Annotated in this window: 13 protein-coding genes; 10 read left to right on the forward strand and 3 right to left on the reverse strand. The window is 60.8% G+C overall.

The genetic code is table 11. The annotated features are described in order from the left end of the window. The first annotated feature begins 14 nt into the window (after positions 1–14). The 7 genes from EC919_RS07450 to EC919_RS07480 all read left to right on the forward strand — a co-directional run bounded on the left by EC919_RS07450 (position 15) and on the right by EC919_RS07480 (position 7794). On the forward strand, positions 15–1019 hold the full coding sequence (locus EC919_RS07450) for a response regulator (RefSeq protein WP_133772651.1): 1005 nt from the start codon (positions 15–17) through the stop codon (positions 1017–1019). A gap of 160 nt (positions 1020–1179) precedes the next feature. Continuing rightward, positions 1180–2275 (forward strand): peptide chain release factor 2 gene (prfB, locus tag EC919_RS07455; RefSeq protein WP_133772653.1). Its coding sequence is split into 2 segments (ribosomal slippage): positions 1180–1251 and positions 1253–2275, totalling 1095 coding nucleotides; the frame shifts between segments, so codons are not numbered across the junction. A 114-nt stretch (positions 2276–2389) separates the two neighbouring features. Further along, the gene (gene lysS / locus EC919_RS07460) at positions 2390–3892 is read left to right on the forward strand and encodes a lysine--tRNA ligase (protein ID WP_133772655.1); all 1503 of its coding nucleotides are present in this window, start codon (positions 2390–2392) and stop codon (positions 3890–3892) included. Between the two features lie 212 nt (positions 3893–4104). After that, entirely contained in the window at positions 4105–4836 is a 732-nt protein-coding gene (locus EC919_RS07465; RefSeq protein ID WP_133772657.1) for a TetR/AcrR family transcriptional regulator, read from the forward strand. Between the two features lie 18 nt (positions 4837–4854). Beyond that, positions 4855–5412, forward strand: a complete 558-nt coding sequence (locus tag EC919_RS07470; RefSeq protein WP_133772659.1) for a cache domain-containing protein — start codon at positions 4855–4857, stop codon at positions 5410–5412. Between the two features lie 27 nt (positions 5413–5439). Next, entirely contained in the window at positions 5440–6717 is a 1278-nt protein-coding gene (locus EC919_RS07475; protein WP_133772661.1) for a flavohemoglobin expression-modulating QEGLA motif protein, read from the forward strand. 153 nt (positions 6718–6870) lie between these two features. Then, entirely contained in the window at positions 6871–7794 is a 924-nt protein-coding gene (locus EC919_RS07480; protein ID WP_133772663.1) for an alpha/beta hydrolase, read from the forward strand. A 91-nt stretch (positions 7795–7885) separates the two neighbouring features. On the opposite strand, the gene EC919_RS07485 is transcribed toward EC919_RS07480, so the two are convergent. From EC919_RS07485 to EC919_RS07495, 3 genes are all read right to left on the reverse strand, one after another. After that, a complete protein-coding gene (locus EC919_RS07485) occupies positions 7886–8668 on the reverse strand; it encodes an OmpA family protein (protein ID WP_133772665.1) in 783 nt (260 codons plus the stop codon). A 48-nt stretch (positions 8669–8716) separates the two neighbouring features. Beyond that, positions 8717–9142: a DUF4398 domain-containing protein gene (locus tag EC919_RS07490; protein WP_074893253.1), complete on the reverse strand. Its 426-nt coding sequence runs from the start codon at positions 9140–9142 to the stop codon at positions 8717–8719. A 288-nt stretch (positions 9143–9430) separates the two neighbouring features. Then, positions 9431–9766 carry a pilin assembly protein gene (locus tag EC919_RS07495; protein ID WP_133772667.1) on the reverse strand — a complete coding sequence of 112 codons (336 nt, stop codon included), beginning with the start codon at positions 9764–9766 and terminating at the stop codon, positions 9431–9433. A gap of 243 nt (positions 9767–10009) precedes the next feature. On the opposite strand from EC919_RS07495, the gene ppc reads away from it, so the two are divergent. The 3 genes from ppc (at position 10010) to tsaB (ending at position 14342) form a co-directional block, all read left to right on the forward strand. Further along, complete coding sequence (gene ppc / locus EC919_RS07500) at positions 10010–12646, forward strand: phosphoenolpyruvate carboxylase (RefSeq protein WP_133772669.1); 2637 nt, start codon at positions 10010–10012, stop codon at positions 12644–12646. 283 nt (positions 12647–12929) lie between these two features. Further along, positions 12930–13577 (forward strand): adenylate kinase, encoded by a 648-nt coding sequence (gene adk / locus EC919_RS07505; protein WP_133772671.1) that lies wholly within the window; start codon positions 12930–12932, stop codon positions 13575–13577. Between the two features lie 90 nt (positions 13578–13667). Next, positions 13668–14342, forward strand: coding sequence for a tRNA (adenosine(37)-N6)-threonylcarbamoyltransferase complex dimerization subunit type 1 TsaB (tsaB, locus tag EC919_RS07510; protein ID WP_133772673.1), 675 nt, complete (start codon positions 13668–13670; stop codon positions 14340–14342). The last annotated feature ends 121 nt before the right edge of the window (positions 14343–14463 follow it).

The following is a 14463-nucleotide window of genomic DNA, read 5'->3' on the forward strand; positions in this document are numbered from 1 at the left end:
CCAGGAGACCCCGCATGCATGACTTGCAACTGGACGATCTGACCGCCACGGATGAAAACGCTGCCATGGTGTTGCTCGTCGACGATCAGGCCATGATCGGCGAGGCTGTCCGGCGCGGGCTGGCCCACGAAGACAACATCGACTTCCACTTCTGTGCGGACCCCCATCAAGCGATTGCGCAAGCCATCCTGATCAAGCCCACTGTCATCCTTCAGGATCTGGTCATGCCTGGCCTGGACGGCCTGACCCTGGTGCGCGAATACCGCAACAATCCGAAAACCCGTGACATCCCGATCATCGTGCTCTCCACCAAGGAAGACCCGATGATCAAGAGCGCCGCCTTTGCCGCCGGGGCCAATGATTACCTGGTCAAACTGCCGGACAACATCGAACTGGTCGCGCGCATTCGCTACCACTCGCGTTCGTACATGACGCTGCTTCAGCGCGACGAAGCCTATCGTGCGTTGCGGGTCAGTCAGCAACAGCTGCTCGACACCAACCTGGTGCTGCAGCGCCTGATGAACTCCGACGGCTTGACCGGCCTGTCCAACCGCCGCCACTTCGATGAATACCTGGAACTCGAATGGCGCCGTTCCACCCGGGAGCAGACGCAGATCTCGCTGTTGATGATCGACGTCGATTACTTCAAGGCCTACAACGACGCCTTCGGCCATCTCGAAGGTGACGAGGCGTTGCGTCAGGTCGCAAAAGCCATCCGCGCCAACTCCAGCCGTCCATCCGACCTGCCGGCGCGTTACGGCGGCGAAGAATTTGCGCTGGTACTGCCCAGCACATCACCGGGTGGCGCGCGTCTGCTGGCGGAAAAGCTGCGCCAGACCATCGCCAGCATGAACATCCCCCATGTCGCCCCGAGCCAGGGCTCGAGCCTGACCGTCAGTATCGGGTTGGCAACCATCGTGCCGCAGGTCGGCAGCCACAGCCGCCAGCTAATTCAGAGTGCGGATCAGGGGTTGTACGCGGCCAAACACAATGGGCGCAATCAGGTGGCGGTGGGGTAGGGCGAGGATCCACATTCCTGCGCGCTCTCGCCGTAGCCGGGTCGGGTCCTCATCAAGAACAGCGAACACGGCACACCCGTCGCCCAACGGACTGCCATCGGGGGTTTGCCTGCGCTATACTCGCCGGCTTTGTGAAAATCGCCTGCGAGTGCTGCCTACCATGGAAATCAACCCGATCCTAAACAGCATCAAGGACCTGTCCGAGCGCTCCGAAACCATTCGGGGGTATCTTTGACTACGATCACAAACATGATCGTCTGACCGAAGTTAACCGCGAGCTCGAAGATCCAAACGTCTGGAACAACCCGTCGTACGCCCAGGAACTGGGCCGCGAGCGTTCGCTGCTGGCGCAGATCGTCGACACCCTCAACGAAATGAGCACCGGCCTGGTGGATGCCAAGGACCTGTTGCTGATGTCCGCCGAAGAAGAAGACCAGGCCGCCGTCGACGACGTTGCCGCTGAAGTCGAGCGCCTGCGCGAAGCCTTGGAAAAACTGGAATTTCGTCGCATGTTCAGCGGCGAGATGGACCAGAACAACGCCTACCTGGACATCCAGGCCGGTTCCGGCGGCACCGAAGCCCAGGACTGGGCGAACATCCTGTTGCGCATGTACCTGCGGTGGGCCGACAAGCGCGGCTTCGACGCGACCATCATGGAACTGTCGGCCGGTGAAGTCGCCGGTATCAAAGGCGCCACGGTGCACATCAAAGGTGAATATGCATTCGGCTGGCTGCGCACCGAAATCGGCGTCCACCGGTTGGTCCGCAAGAGCCCGTTCGACTCCGGCAACCGCCGCCACACCTCATTCTCGGCCGTGTTCGTGTCGCCGGAAATCGATGACAACATCGAAATCGACATCAACCCGTCGGACCTGCGCATCGACACCTACCGCTCCTCGGGCGCTGGTGGTCAGCACGTCAACACCACCGACTCGGCGGTCCGGATCACCCACGTTCCGACCAACACCGTGGTCAGTTGCCAGAACGAGCGCTCCCAGCACGCGAACAAAGACACCGCGATGAAAATGCTGCGGGCGCGCCTGTACGAGCAGGAAGTGCAGAAGCGCAACGCGGCCTCGCAAGCGCTGGAAGACACCAAGTCGGATATCGGCTGGGGTCACCAGATCCGTTCGTACGTGCTCGATGCCTCACGCATCAAGGACCTGCGGACCAGCGTCGAACGCAGCGATTGCGACAAGGTGCTCGATGGCGACATCGACGAATACCTGATCGCGAGCCTCAAACAGGGCCTGTAATCGCCACACCACTGTTGCGGGTCGGGCGCGTCATCATGACGTCGCCGCCCGCGATCCTTCGTCACGCACCCCGGCCAGACGAAGGGCCACGAACCTGTGATGGATAATCAAGACATGAGCGACCAACAACTCGACCCGCAAGCCCAGCAACAGGAAGAAAACAGCCTGATCGCCCTGCGCAAGGAAAAACTTGCGGCCGAGCGCGCCAAGGGCAATGCCTTCCCGAACGACTTCCGTCGCGAAAACTACTGCAACGACCTGCAGAAACAGTACGCGGACAAGACCAAGGAAGAGCTGGCTGAAGCGGCGATTCCAGTCAAGGTTGCCGGGCGCATCATGCTCAACCGTGGCTCGTTCATGGTGATTCAGGACATGACCGGTCGCATCCAGGTCTACGTCAACCGCAAGACGCTGCCGGAAGAAACCCTGGCCTCGGTAAAAACCTGGGACATGGGCGACATCATCGCAGCCGAAGGCACCCTGGCCCGTTCCGGCAAGGGCGACCTGTATGTCGAAATGACCAACGTGCGCCTGCTGACCAAATCCCTGCGTCCATTGCCTGACAAGCACCACGGCCTGGTGGATACCGAACAGCGTTATCGCCAGCGCTACGTTGACCTGATCGTCAACGAAGACGTGCGTGAAACCTTCCGCGTTCGCTCCAAAGTCATCGCCCACATCCGCAGCTTTCTGATGCAGCGCGATTTCCTCGAAGTCGAAACGCCGATGCTGCAGACCATTCCGGGCGGCGCCGCGGCCAAGCCGTTCGAGACGCATCACAACGCGCTGGACCTGGAAATGTTCCTGCGCATCGCGCCAGAGCTGTACCTCAAGCGTCTGGTGGTTGGCGGGTTCGAGAAAGTGTTCGAGATCAACCGCAACTTCCGTAACGAAGGCGTTTCGACCCGGCACAACCCCGAGTTCACCATGCTCGAGTTCTACCAGGCCTACGCTGATTACGAAGACAACATGGACCTGACCGAGGAGCTGTTCCGCGAACTGGCCCAGCTGGTTCTCGGCAGCACCGACGTGCCATATGGCGACAAGGTGTTCCACTTCGGCGAGCCGTTTGCGCGTCTGTCGGTGTTCGACTCGATCCTGAAGTACAACCCCGAGCTGACCGTCGATGACCTGAACGACATCGACAAGGCTCGCGCCATCGCCAAGAAGGCCGGCGCCAAGGTGCTGGGTTTCGAAGGTCTGGGCAAGCTGCAAGTGATGATTTTCGAAGAGCTGGTCGAGCACAAGCTGGAACAGCCGCACTTCATCACCCAGTACCCGTTTGAAGTGTCGCCGCTCGCCCGTCGCAACGATGACAACCCGAACGTCACCGACCGCTTCGAGCTGTTCATCGGTGGCCGTGAAATCGCCAACGCCTATTCCGAGTTGAACGACGCGGAAGACCAGGCCGAGCGCTTCATGGCTCAGGTGGCGGACAAGGACGCGGGCGACGATGAAGCCATGCACTACGACGCAGACTTTGTCCGGGCACTGGAATACGGCATGCCGCCGACAGCGGGTGAGGGCATCGGCATCGACCGTCTGGTCATGCTGCTGACCAACTCGCCGTCCATTCGCGACGTCATTTTGTTCCCGCACATGCGGCCACAAGCCTGAGTGTCAAAACAAGCCGCCTGAGCAGGGCGGCTTTTTTTTGTCTGTTCGTTGAGTGCGCGGCTGCATTTGGAGATGCTATCGCGAGCAAGCTCACTCCTACAGGGGCACTCCGCCGATTGTAGGAGTGAGCTTGCTCGCGATGACCTCGGCGCAGACACCGCCGTAAGCTACGTTGCTGTGACGTGAATGACTCGAAAAAAGGAAACCCCGTTGTGAACCGCACGATCGCTCAAAAGGGAGCCGCTGGCCTGGCCACGGCAGTCGCACAGAGTGTTCAGTACCAGGGCCGCAAGGCGAGTCGACAGGGAAGTGAACAGCGTCGCCAACAGATTCTCGATGCGGCCATGCGCATCCTCATTCGTGACGGCGTTCGGGCCGTGCGTCATCGCGCGGTGGCGGCCGAAGCGCAAGTGCCGCTCTCTGCCACCACCTATTACTTCAAAGACATCGATGACCTGCTCACCGATGCCTTCGCGCAATACGTTGAACGCAGCGCGGCGTACATGGCCAAGCTGTGGACCAACACCGAGGCGCTGCTGCGCGAAATGGTTGCGCGCAACGACGGCAGCGCCGAGGCCCGCGCCCGGCTGGCCGATGAGATCGCACGCATGACCATGGAGTACGTGCGCCATCAGCTGCTGACCCGCCGCGACCAGCTCATCGCCGAGCACGCCTTCCACCTCGAAGCGCTGATCAACCCGCGGCTGGCGCCACTGGTGAGTGCCCATCAGCAGATTCTGTTGCAGGGCAGCGCCCAGTTTCTCGAAGTCATGGGGTCGGTTCAGCCGCAACTGGATGCCCAAGTGTTGACGGGGCTCATCTGCCGGATGGAATATCAGGGGCTGCTCAACGGGCCTCGGCCCGGCGCAGACGAAGAAATGCTCGCTATTCTTACTCGCCAGATGCATCTGGTACTGGGCACTGCCAAGCCGATGGCTGGCTGATACCTCAAGGAGAACCCGATGAGAGTCTGGAGCGTATTGCTCGCCCTGTCGTTCGCGCTGTTGAGCGGATGCCTGGTGACGTTCAAGGACCCGATTCCGGTCAGCGACACCGCCCCGCCCAAATTACTCGGCACCTGGAGCAGCAAAAATGCCTGGGGCGAGCCGCTCGAACTGGAAATCAGCCGCGCCGGCCCTGATCGCTACAAAGCGGTCAGCTACCGCAAAGGCGACCGCAAGAACCGCGACGAGTATGCCTTCACCGTGTCGCGCCACGGCAGTCGCTGGTACGTCTCCGCCGCGCTGCCTGACAAATACGGCGCCAATTACGTCATCGCCGGTTTCGACCTCATGGATAACGAGAACGGTGCCGATGAACTGGTGGTCTATGACCTCGACCTGGAGCGGTTTCAGCAGTTGGTCGAGCAGAAGGTGCTCGACGGCGAGCGGGTCGATACGGTCAAGGGCGACGGCATGTTGATCTCAAGTCCCATGGACAAGGTGTTTGCCTACCTCGACGACCCTGCCAATTCCGACGTTTTTCTCAAGGCAGCTCAATATCAGCGCATGACCAAATAGCGCAAAAGGTTCAATAAGGGGTACCGGGTGGACGAATACCAACAGACTATTCGCACGTTGTCCGATCGTATCGTGGTGGCGCAGACGCCGATTCGAATCCTAGATGCCGTGAAATGGGATGACAGCATCCGCAAGACCTTCCTCGACGGCAAAGGCAAACATCTGCCTGAAGTCGATCGCGCGTACTACGAGAATCGCCCTCTGGGCTTTGATTCCGGCGCGGTGAAGCTGGAATTCCAGAACATCGAGCGTGACATCACCCGCCAGCTGGGCCAGTTCAATCCGGTCGGGCAGATCATGCGCCGCATGTGCAAAGAGTACCGGATGGTGATCCGCATGCTCGAAGCGCGCGGCACTCCGGACTTCGGCCTGATCTCCCAGGAGCTGTACGGCGCGGCGTCCGATGCCTTTCACGCTGGCGACCCGACGCTGTCCGACCTCGGCATGATGCTCTCCGATTATCTGAACAACATTGCCGGTCGCGGCGATCTCAAGGATGAGCCGAAAATCCTGACGGCCAAAGACGCCGTCGGCATGCTGCAAACCCGGCTCAATCGCACGTTCGGGGAGGCGGAAGAGACGATCCGGGTGTTTGAGTCCGACGGCATCGTCGCGGACGCTGCGGCCGGCGCCGACTACATCAAGATCCGCAGCGACGCGATGTTCAACGAACGAGACGTGCGGGCGCTGGAAGTCCACGAAGGCCTGGTCCACGTCGGCACCACGCTCAACGGTCAGAATCAGCCGATCTGCACCTTCCTGTCCAAAGGCCCGCCCTCGTCGACGGTGACCCAGGAAGGCCTGGCGATTCTGATGGAGATCATCGGCTTTGCGTCCTACCCGAGCCGCCTGCGCAAGCTGACCAATCGCACCCGCGCCATTCACATGGCCGAGGAGGGTGCCGACTTTCTGCAGGTCTTCGACTTCTATCGCGAGCAAGGCTTCGGCATGTCGGAAAGCTACGGCAACGCCAGCCGCGTATTCCGGGGCTCGGTGCCGAATGGGCTGCCATTCACCAAGGATCTGTCCTACCTCAAGGGCTTCATCATGGTCTACAACTACATCCAGCTGGCCGTGAGAAAGGGCAAGCTGGAGCAGGTGCCGCTGCTGTTCTGCGGCAAGACCACCCTGGAAGACATGCGCACGTTGCGCCAGTTGGTGGACGAAGGCCTGGTGGTGCCGCCCAAATACTTGCCCGATCAGTTCCGTGACATGAATGCGCTGTCGGCATGGATGTGTTTCTCCAACTTCCTCAACCACCTGAGCCTGGACCGGATCGAAGCGGACTATTCGAATATCCTCTGATACGTTCGCGTTTAACTGGGACCTGTAGGAGCCGGCTTGCTGGCGAACGCTTCAGTTCAGCCGCCATGTGCGCAGCTGCGCCGACGCCTTTGCCAGCAAGCCGGCTCCCACAGTTTTGTACAGTGACCCCTATCGTGAATAGAAGGACATCGCGTGAAGCGTCTTCTTACCTTGCTCCTGATCATCTCCCTCAGCGGCTGCAGCCAATTGCTGTTCTACCCGGAACGCGGCCTGCCGCTGACGCCGGACAAAGCCCACCTCGCCTGGCGCGACGTCACCCTTACGGCGGCCGACGGCACCAAGCTGAACGCGTGGTTTTTGCCAGCCAAGCCCGGCGTACCGGTGAAGGGCACGGTGGTGCACCTGCATGGCAACGGCGGCAACATGGCCTGGCACCTGGCGGGGAGCTGGTGGTTGCCGGAGCAGGGCTATCAAGTGCTGCTGGTGGACTATCGCGGTTATGGCCGGTCCGAAGGCGAGCCGAGTCTGCCGGCGATTTATCAGGACATCGATGCGGCCTTTGACTGGCTGAACGCTGCGCCCGAGGTACAGGGCAAACCGCTCGTGGTGCTCGGCCAAAGCATCGGCGGCGCCCTGGCCGTTCATTACCTGTCCGGGCATCCCCAGCAGCGCGCGCGGGTCAAGGCGCTGGTGCTCGATGGCGTGCCGGCGAGCTATCGTGAGATGGCGCGCTATACCCTCAGCACGTCGTGGCTGACGTGGCCCATCAAACGGCCGCTGTCGTGGGTAATCCCCGACGGCGACAGCGCCATCAACGGCATGCCGCAGCTCAAGGGCACGCCGATGCTGCTGTTCCAGAGTCTGGATGACACGCTAGTGCCGCTGCACAACGGCATCAGCCTGTATCAGGCCGCGCCGCCACCGCGTGTGCTGCAACTGACGCGCGGGCCTCACGTGCAGACCTTCGGCGACCCCACCTGGCGCGAGGTGATGGTCCGCTATCTGGACGACCCGCAGCACTTCAATGGGCTGCGCAGGTTGGGGGAGATTCCGAATTATCCTGAGCCTCAATCCGGCAAGGCGGCGCCGTCTCCGCAGGAGGAGCACCACGAGTGACACTTAGTATCACTCGCACTGTGAAAGCGCCACAAAAAAGCCCCGCCTGTCTCTCAACAGGCGGGGCTCTTTATTTGCCGCTACAACCGCATTACTTCATCGAAGAGCGCGGTGCTACTGGCTGGTTGTCGTTGGAAATGGTCACTTCCACGCGGCGGTTCATGGCACGGCCCGAGGCGCTGGCGTTGTCAGCAACCGGGTATTCCTTGCCGTAACCCTGAGCAACGATACGCTCCGGGCCTACGCCCATCTTGATCAGAGCCATGCGCACGGATTGGGCACGGCGCTCGGACAGCGAGTCGTTGTAAGCAGCCGAACCGGTGCTGTCGGTGTAGCCTTCAACGATGACCTTGCGATCAGGGTTTTCCTGAAGGAACTGGGCCAGCTTGTTGACGTTGACCAGACCGGACGACTTGAGCTCAGCCTTGTTCAGGTCAAACAGTACGTCGCCGAAGGTCACCAGCGTACCGCGTTCGGTCTGCTTGGCGTTCAGGCTGTTCTGCAGGGCCTTGATCTGTGCATCACGGGCATCCAGACGCGCTTGTGCACGTTGGGCCGCAGCACCTTTCAGATCGTTTTCAGCGGTCTTCAGGTTGATGGTCTGCTTGGCCAGCTCAACGCGCTGGTTGGTCAGGTACGCCAGCTGATCGACCTTCTTCTGGTCATCGTTGTTGCGATACGCGGCGTCAGCCTTGTCCAGCCACTCGCTGGCGTCTTTGGTTTCCAGCGCAGCCAGTTCAGTGGCTTTAGGGTTGCTTTGCAGCGCGGAGTAGTTGGTGCGGGCTTGTTCCAGGTTCACGTTCGGCTGCGACGAGCATGCCGCCAGACCAACGCTCAAAGCCAGCAGGGCAGGAATAAGTACTTGTTTACGCATGATATTTTCGTCCTTTAACTCAATGGCCAATGCTTGAATTGCGAAGCGTTACTGTGTGACAGGCTGAACCTGACGCATGCCTTCTTCACGCAACTCATTGACGCCCTGACGAGCATCCTGCACCGCTTTCTGTGCCTTCGCGGCCTGAGCCTTACGCTCGGCTACACGTGCATCCCACTCGGCTTGCTCGGCGTATTTGCGAGCTTCGTCGTATTTCTTTTCCTGCATCGCCAGTTCGGCTTGCTTGAACTTGTCCTGGGCGGACTTCATTTCAACGGCAGCGTACTCGGTAGCGCCGGCGGTGACTGCGGCGTTGACGGCCGACTGGGTCACGGCGTACTGCTCGCTTGGAGGATTGCCTGCGCAACCAGCCAGAAGAACGCTGGTGCCCAGCGCCAGTGCAGCCATCTTCAGCCCGCGCAGGCGATTGAACGTTGGTTTGGCAGTGCTGGTGTTCATGGTGGTCAACTCCATTTCTTAACTCCTGAAAACTGGTTGTTCCATTTCAGCAACGGCCCACGCGGATGGATTGTATTGCGTCACTTCCGCTGTCATCTGACGGCTTTTACTGGAATGGCTAACTGCTCGGACCGCTGCCTTTTTTGAATAGTTCAGACATTTTTCTTAACTTCCGGTCAGCTTTTGTTGCGTGTTGTAAAATTGACGCTCAAAAAAATGACGGCGCTTTTCCCCGATCATCATCGGCAAAATGCACCGGTGGAGAAATTTGACGGGGCAAAAGCGACGTCGCGCACGCGATCGTTACAACGCTTCCCGATCCGAGATTTCCTGGAGATGGCGTCGCGAAAGCTCAAGGAACCGCGGCGTCGGGCCAACGTCTTCGTACAGCGGGTTGCCTTCCTCGTCGGTGGCGACCACCTGCTGACCGCGCACGTAGGGGAAGCTCGCCTCCAATTCTTCCAGCGCGGCGCCGATCAGCTCGCCCAGTAATTCATCGGGCGTGCGCTTGGGGTACATCTCGGCAATCGCCGCAAGCCGGGCGGCCGCCTCAACATCCAGATGAATGGCATAGGCGGTCTCGGTCAGACGGCCTTTGGCATTCTGTTCCCACTGTTCGGCGAGCTCTCGGATCTTCATACCTACCTCATCGGTTCCCGCGCTAGGGCGGGTGTTGGACATGGTGCTGAGCCACAATGATGCATGACTGAGACGGGCTTCCCCGGCGGTGAAAGTGCGTCGAGGGTTGCGTATGGACATCAATTTGTCGCTCTATACACACCAATAGAAACGAGACCCCGCAGGGCGTTCCGTTCGGCAGCAGCGAATGGACCCCCGCAAGGACTCGCCGGTAAAAACAATAAAGCTGAAGGAGAGGGCTGGATGGCTGATATCGATGCACGATTGCGCGAGAACGTTCACCTGCTGGGTGAGCTGTTGGGCAACACCATTCGTGATCAGCACGGCGCTGATTTCCTCGAGAAGATCGAGCGCATCCGTAAAAGCGCCAAGGCTGATCGCCACGCGTCTACCCAGCTCACCGAGCAGCTTAGCTCCAGTCTTGAAGATCTGGGTGAGGACGAGTTGCTGCCGGTCGCACGTGCGTTCAATCAGTTCCTCAATCTGGCGAACATCGCCGAGCAATATCAGCTGATCCATCGTCGCGATGACGGCAAACCGCAGCCGTTTGAATCCCGCGTCTTGCCCGAACTGCTGGAACGCCTGAAACAGGCCGGGCAGACACCCGAAGCGCTGGCGCAGCAGTTGTCCACGCTGGAAATCGAACTGGTGCTGACCGCTCACCCGACCGAAGTCGCGCGGCGCACGCTGATTCAGAAGTACGACGCCATCGCTGCGCAACTGGCGGCGCTCGATCATCGTGATCTGAACCGTCACGAGCGTGAGCAGATCACCGAGCGTCTGCAGCGACTGATTGCCGAAGCCTGGCATACCGAGGAAATCCGCCGCGTCCGCCCCACGCCCGTCGACGAGGCGAAGTGGGGGTTTGCGGTCATCGAGAATTCGTTGTGGCAAGCGATTCCCAACTACCTGCGCAAGGCCGATCAGGCGTTGCACGTCGCGACCGGTCTGCACCTGCCGCTGGAGTCGGCGCCGATTCGCTTCGCTTCCTGGATGGGCGGCGACCGCGATGGCAACCCCAACGTCACCGCTGCTGTCACGCGGGAAGTGCTGCTGCTGGCGCGCTGGATGGCCGCCGACTTGTACCTGCGCGACGTTGATCATCTGGCGGCCGAACTGTCGATGCAGCAAGCCAGCCCTGCGCTCATGGAAGCTGCGGGTGACAGCGCCGAACCTTATCGCAGTGTCCTCAAGCAACTGCGTGAGCGGCTTCGTGCCACCCGCAACTGGGCCCACGCTTCACTGAGTGTCACCCAGGTCGCGCCGGAAGACGTGTTGCACGAAAATCGCGAGCTGCTTGAACCGTTGCAACTGTGTTTCGACTCGCTGCACCAATGCGGCATGGGCGTGATCGCCGATGGCCCGCTGCTCGACTGTTTGCGTCGCGCGGTGACCTTCGGCCTGTTCCTGGTAAAGCTCGACGTGCGCCAGGATTCCACGCGGCACAGCTCGGCCATGAGCGAGATCACCGAATACCTCGGGCTGGGTCGCTATGACGAGTGGGATGAGCCGACGCGCATCGAATTCCTGCTGCGTGAACTGGATAACAAGCGCCCACTGCTGCCCGCGCATTTCAGCCCTGAAGCGGACACCGCCGAAGTGCTCGCCACCTGCCGTGAGGTTGCGGCTGCGCCGGCAGCATCGCTGGGTTCCTACGTGATTTCCATGGCCGGCGCGGCTTCCGATGTGCTCACCGTCCAACTGCTATTGAAAGAAGCCGGTCTGCAGCGCTCCATGCGCGTGGTGCCGTTGTTCGAAACCCTCGCCGACCTGGACAATGCCGGCCCGGTGATCGAGCAGCTGTTGAGTATTCCTGCCTATCGCCGAAGCCTGGAAGGTCCGCAGGAAGTCATGATCGGCTACTCGGATTCGGCCAAGGACGCCGGCACCACCGCTGCGGCCTGGGCGCAGTACCGGGCGCAGGAAAAACTGGTTGAGATCTGCCGCGCGCAGGAAGTTGAGCTGCTGTTGTTCCACGGTCGCGGCGGCACGGTCGGTCGTGGCGGCGGCCCTGCACATGCGGCGATTCTGTCGCAGCCGCCGGGCTCGGTGGCGGGGCGTTTCCGCACCACCGAACAGGGCGAGATGATCCGCTTCAAGTTCGGCCTGCCGGACATCGCCGAACAGAACCTCAACCTGTATCTGGCTGCTGTGCTGGAAGCCACGCTGCAACCGCCGCCGATGCCGCAGCCGGGCTGGCGTCAGGTGATGGACGAACTGGCGCAAGACGGTGTGAACGCCTACCGCGCCGTGGTTCGGGAAGACCCGGAGTTCGTCGAATACTTTCGTCAGGCCACCCCGGAACAAGAGCTGGGCCGCTTGCCGTTGGGCAGCCGTCCGGCCAAGCGCCGCGAAGGCGGGGTGGAAAGCCTGCGCGCGATTCCGTGGATTTTCGCCTGGACCCAGACGCGCCTCATGCTGCCCGCCTGGCTGGGCTGGGAAAACGCGTTGAGCAAGGCGCTGGAGCGCGGTCAAGGGGATCTGCTCGCCGAGATGCGCGAGCAATGGCCGTTCTTCCGCACCCGCATCGACATGCTGGAAATGGTGCTGGCCAAGGCCGACAGCGACATCGCCCAGCTCTACGACGAACGTCTGGTGGAACCGAAACTGCTGCATCTGGGGACGCATTTGCGCGGCCTATTGTCGCAGGCGTGTGACGTGGTGCTCGGCCTGACGGGCCAGTCGCGGCTGTTGGCCCACAGCCCGGAAACGCTGAAGTTCATCAGCCTGCGCAACACCTACCTCGACCCTCTTCATTTATTGCAGGCGGAGTTGCTGGCACGTTCCCGTCACCAGGACGCGAGTCTGGACAGTCCGCTGGTGCAGGCGCTGCTGGTGTCTGTCGCAGGCATCGCCGCCGGATTGCGCAACACCGGCTGACGGGCAGGCATCCCGGCCGAATGAACATGACCCCTTTCATTCGGCCGCACCTGAAGTGTCATGAGCGGTGCGGCGTCACGCAGTTGCACGAGGTCCTACCCTTGCGTCGATCGATGCCAAGCTACTGGTTTTTCGCGGGTTACTGCGACTTTCGGCGTCTTGTGCGCCATGAATCGGCTGTGTATCTTGATCAGCCTTTGGCCGTTGGGTCAGTAAAATTTTGCGATTGGCCCCATTTAGGCGAATCCGACGATATCTCTATAAAAATTTGAGGAGCACAACAATGCGCGTGATTCTGCTGGGAGCTCCCGGGGCCGGCAAAGGTACTCAGGCAAAGTTCATCACTGAGAAATTCAACATTCCGCAGATTTCCACTGGCGACATGCTGCGCGCTGCGGTCAAGGCCGGTAGTGAACTGGGCCTGAAAGCCAAAAGCGTCATGGACAGCGGCGGCCTGGTCTCCGATGACCTGATCATCGGCCTGATCAAGGATCGCCTGTCCGAGCCGGACTGCGCCGGCGGTTGCCTGTTCGACGGCTTCCCGCGCACCATTCCTCAGGCTGAAGCCCTGAAGAAAGCCGGCCTGGCCATCGATCACGTCATCGAGATCAAGGTCGACGACGAAGAGATCGTCAAGCGCATCTCTGGTCGCCGCGTTCACGAAGGTTCAGGTCGCGTTTATCACACGTTGTACAACCCGCCTAAGGTTGAAGGCGTGGATGACGTCACTGGCGAGCCACTGGTTCAGCGCAAGGATGACGTCGAAGCCACTGTTCGCCATCGCCTGTCGGTTTACCATTCGCAGACCAAGCCACTGGTGGAGTTCTACACCAAGCTGCAGGCTCAGGACGGCACGCCAAAGTGCAGTCACATCGAAGGTGTGGGCTCGGTCGAGCAGATCACCGCCAAGGTGCTTGAAGCCCTGAGCTGATTCGCGTCTCAAGGCATTGAACAACGGCCCGCTTGCGGGTCGTTGTTGTTTATAATGCGGCACTTTTTTCGCACAACGATGGAAACCCCGATGACCACCTTGCTGGCCCTGGACACCGCCACTGAAGCCTGCTCAGTCGCTTTGCTGCACGATGGCAAAGTGCTGACTCACTACGAGGTGATCCCGCGCCTGCATGCGCAAAAACTCTTGCCGATGATCAAGGACCTGCTGGCCGAGGCGGGCATCGGCCTGTCGGCGCTGGACGCCATCGCCTTCGGCCGTGGGCCGGGCGCGTTCACCGGCGTGCGCATTGCCATCGGGGTGGTTCAGGGGCTGGCCTTCGGTCTGGATCGCCCGGTGCTGCCGGTCTCCAACCTCGCGGCGCTGGCGCAACGAGCGTTTCGCGAGCAGGGCGCCACTCAGGTCGCGGCCGCCATCGATGCGCGGATGGATGAGGTGTATTGGGGTTGCTACCGCGAAGTGGCGGGAGAGATGAAGCTGGCGGGTGAAGAGGCTGTCATGGCACCGGAACATGCCGTCTTGCCGAGCGCTGCGACAGGCGACTGGTTCGGCGCGGGCACAGGCTGGGGTTACGCCGAGCGCATTGCCGCCGTTGTCAGTGCCCAGGACGCCACCCTGTTACCCCACGCCCAGGACCTGCTGACCCTCGGCAGGTTCGCCTGGCACCGTGGCGAAGCCATCGTTGCCGACGACGCTCAACCGGTTTACCTTCGCGATAAAGTCGCCACGCCAAAAGCGCGTTGAGGATCAATCCTGTATCCCGGCCCTTCGCAAAACTGTAGGAGCCGGCTTGCTGGCGAACCTGTCGCATCCGGCACCGCTGAAGTAACGTGTTGAATGGTGTTCGCCAGCAAGCCGTTCATAC

This window comes from Pseudomonas graminis (assembly GCF_004364335.1).
Lineage (GTDB): Bacteria > Pseudomonadota > Gammaproteobacteria > Pseudomonadales > Pseudomonadaceae > Aquipseudomonas > Aquipseudomonas graminis_D.

What these genes read in the sequence shown, in the direction of transcription:
- EC919_RS07450 (WP_133772651.1), top strand. Translation starts at nt 15, where the DNA reads ATGCATGACTTGCAACTGGACGATCTGACCGCCACGGATGAAAACGCT.
- lysS (WP_133772655.1), top strand. Translation starts at nt 2,390, where the DNA reads ATGAGCGACCAACAACTCGACCCGCAAGCCCAGCAACAGGAAGAAAAC.
- EC919_RS07470 (WP_133772659.1), top strand. Translation starts at nt 4,855, where the DNA reads ATGAGAGTCTGGAGCGTATTGCTCGCCCTGTCGTTCGCGCTGTTGAGC.
- EC919_RS07485 (WP_133772665.1), bottom strand. Translation starts at nt 8,668, where the DNA reads ATGCGTAAACAAGTACTTATTCCTGCCCTGCTGGCTTTGAGCGTTGGT.
- EC919_RS07490 (WP_074893253.1), bottom strand. Translation starts at nt 9,142, where the DNA reads ATGGAGTTGACCACCATGAACACCAGCACTGCCAAACCAACGTTCAAT.
- EC919_RS07495 (WP_133772667.1), bottom strand. Translation starts at nt 9,766, where the DNA reads ATGAAGATCCGAGAGCTCGCCGAACAGTGGGAACAGAATGCCAAAGGC.
- ppc (WP_133772669.1), top strand. Translation starts at nt 10,010, where the DNA reads ATGGCTGATATCGATGCACGATTGCGCGAGAACGTTCACCTGCTGGGT.
- adk (WP_133772671.1), top strand. Translation starts at nt 12,930, where the DNA reads ATGCGCGTGATTCTGCTGGGAGCTCCCGGGGCCGGCAAAGGTACTCAG.
- tsaB (WP_133772673.1), top strand. Translation starts at nt 13,668, where the DNA reads ATGACCACCTTGCTGGCCCTGGACACCGCCACTGAAGCCTGCTCAGTC.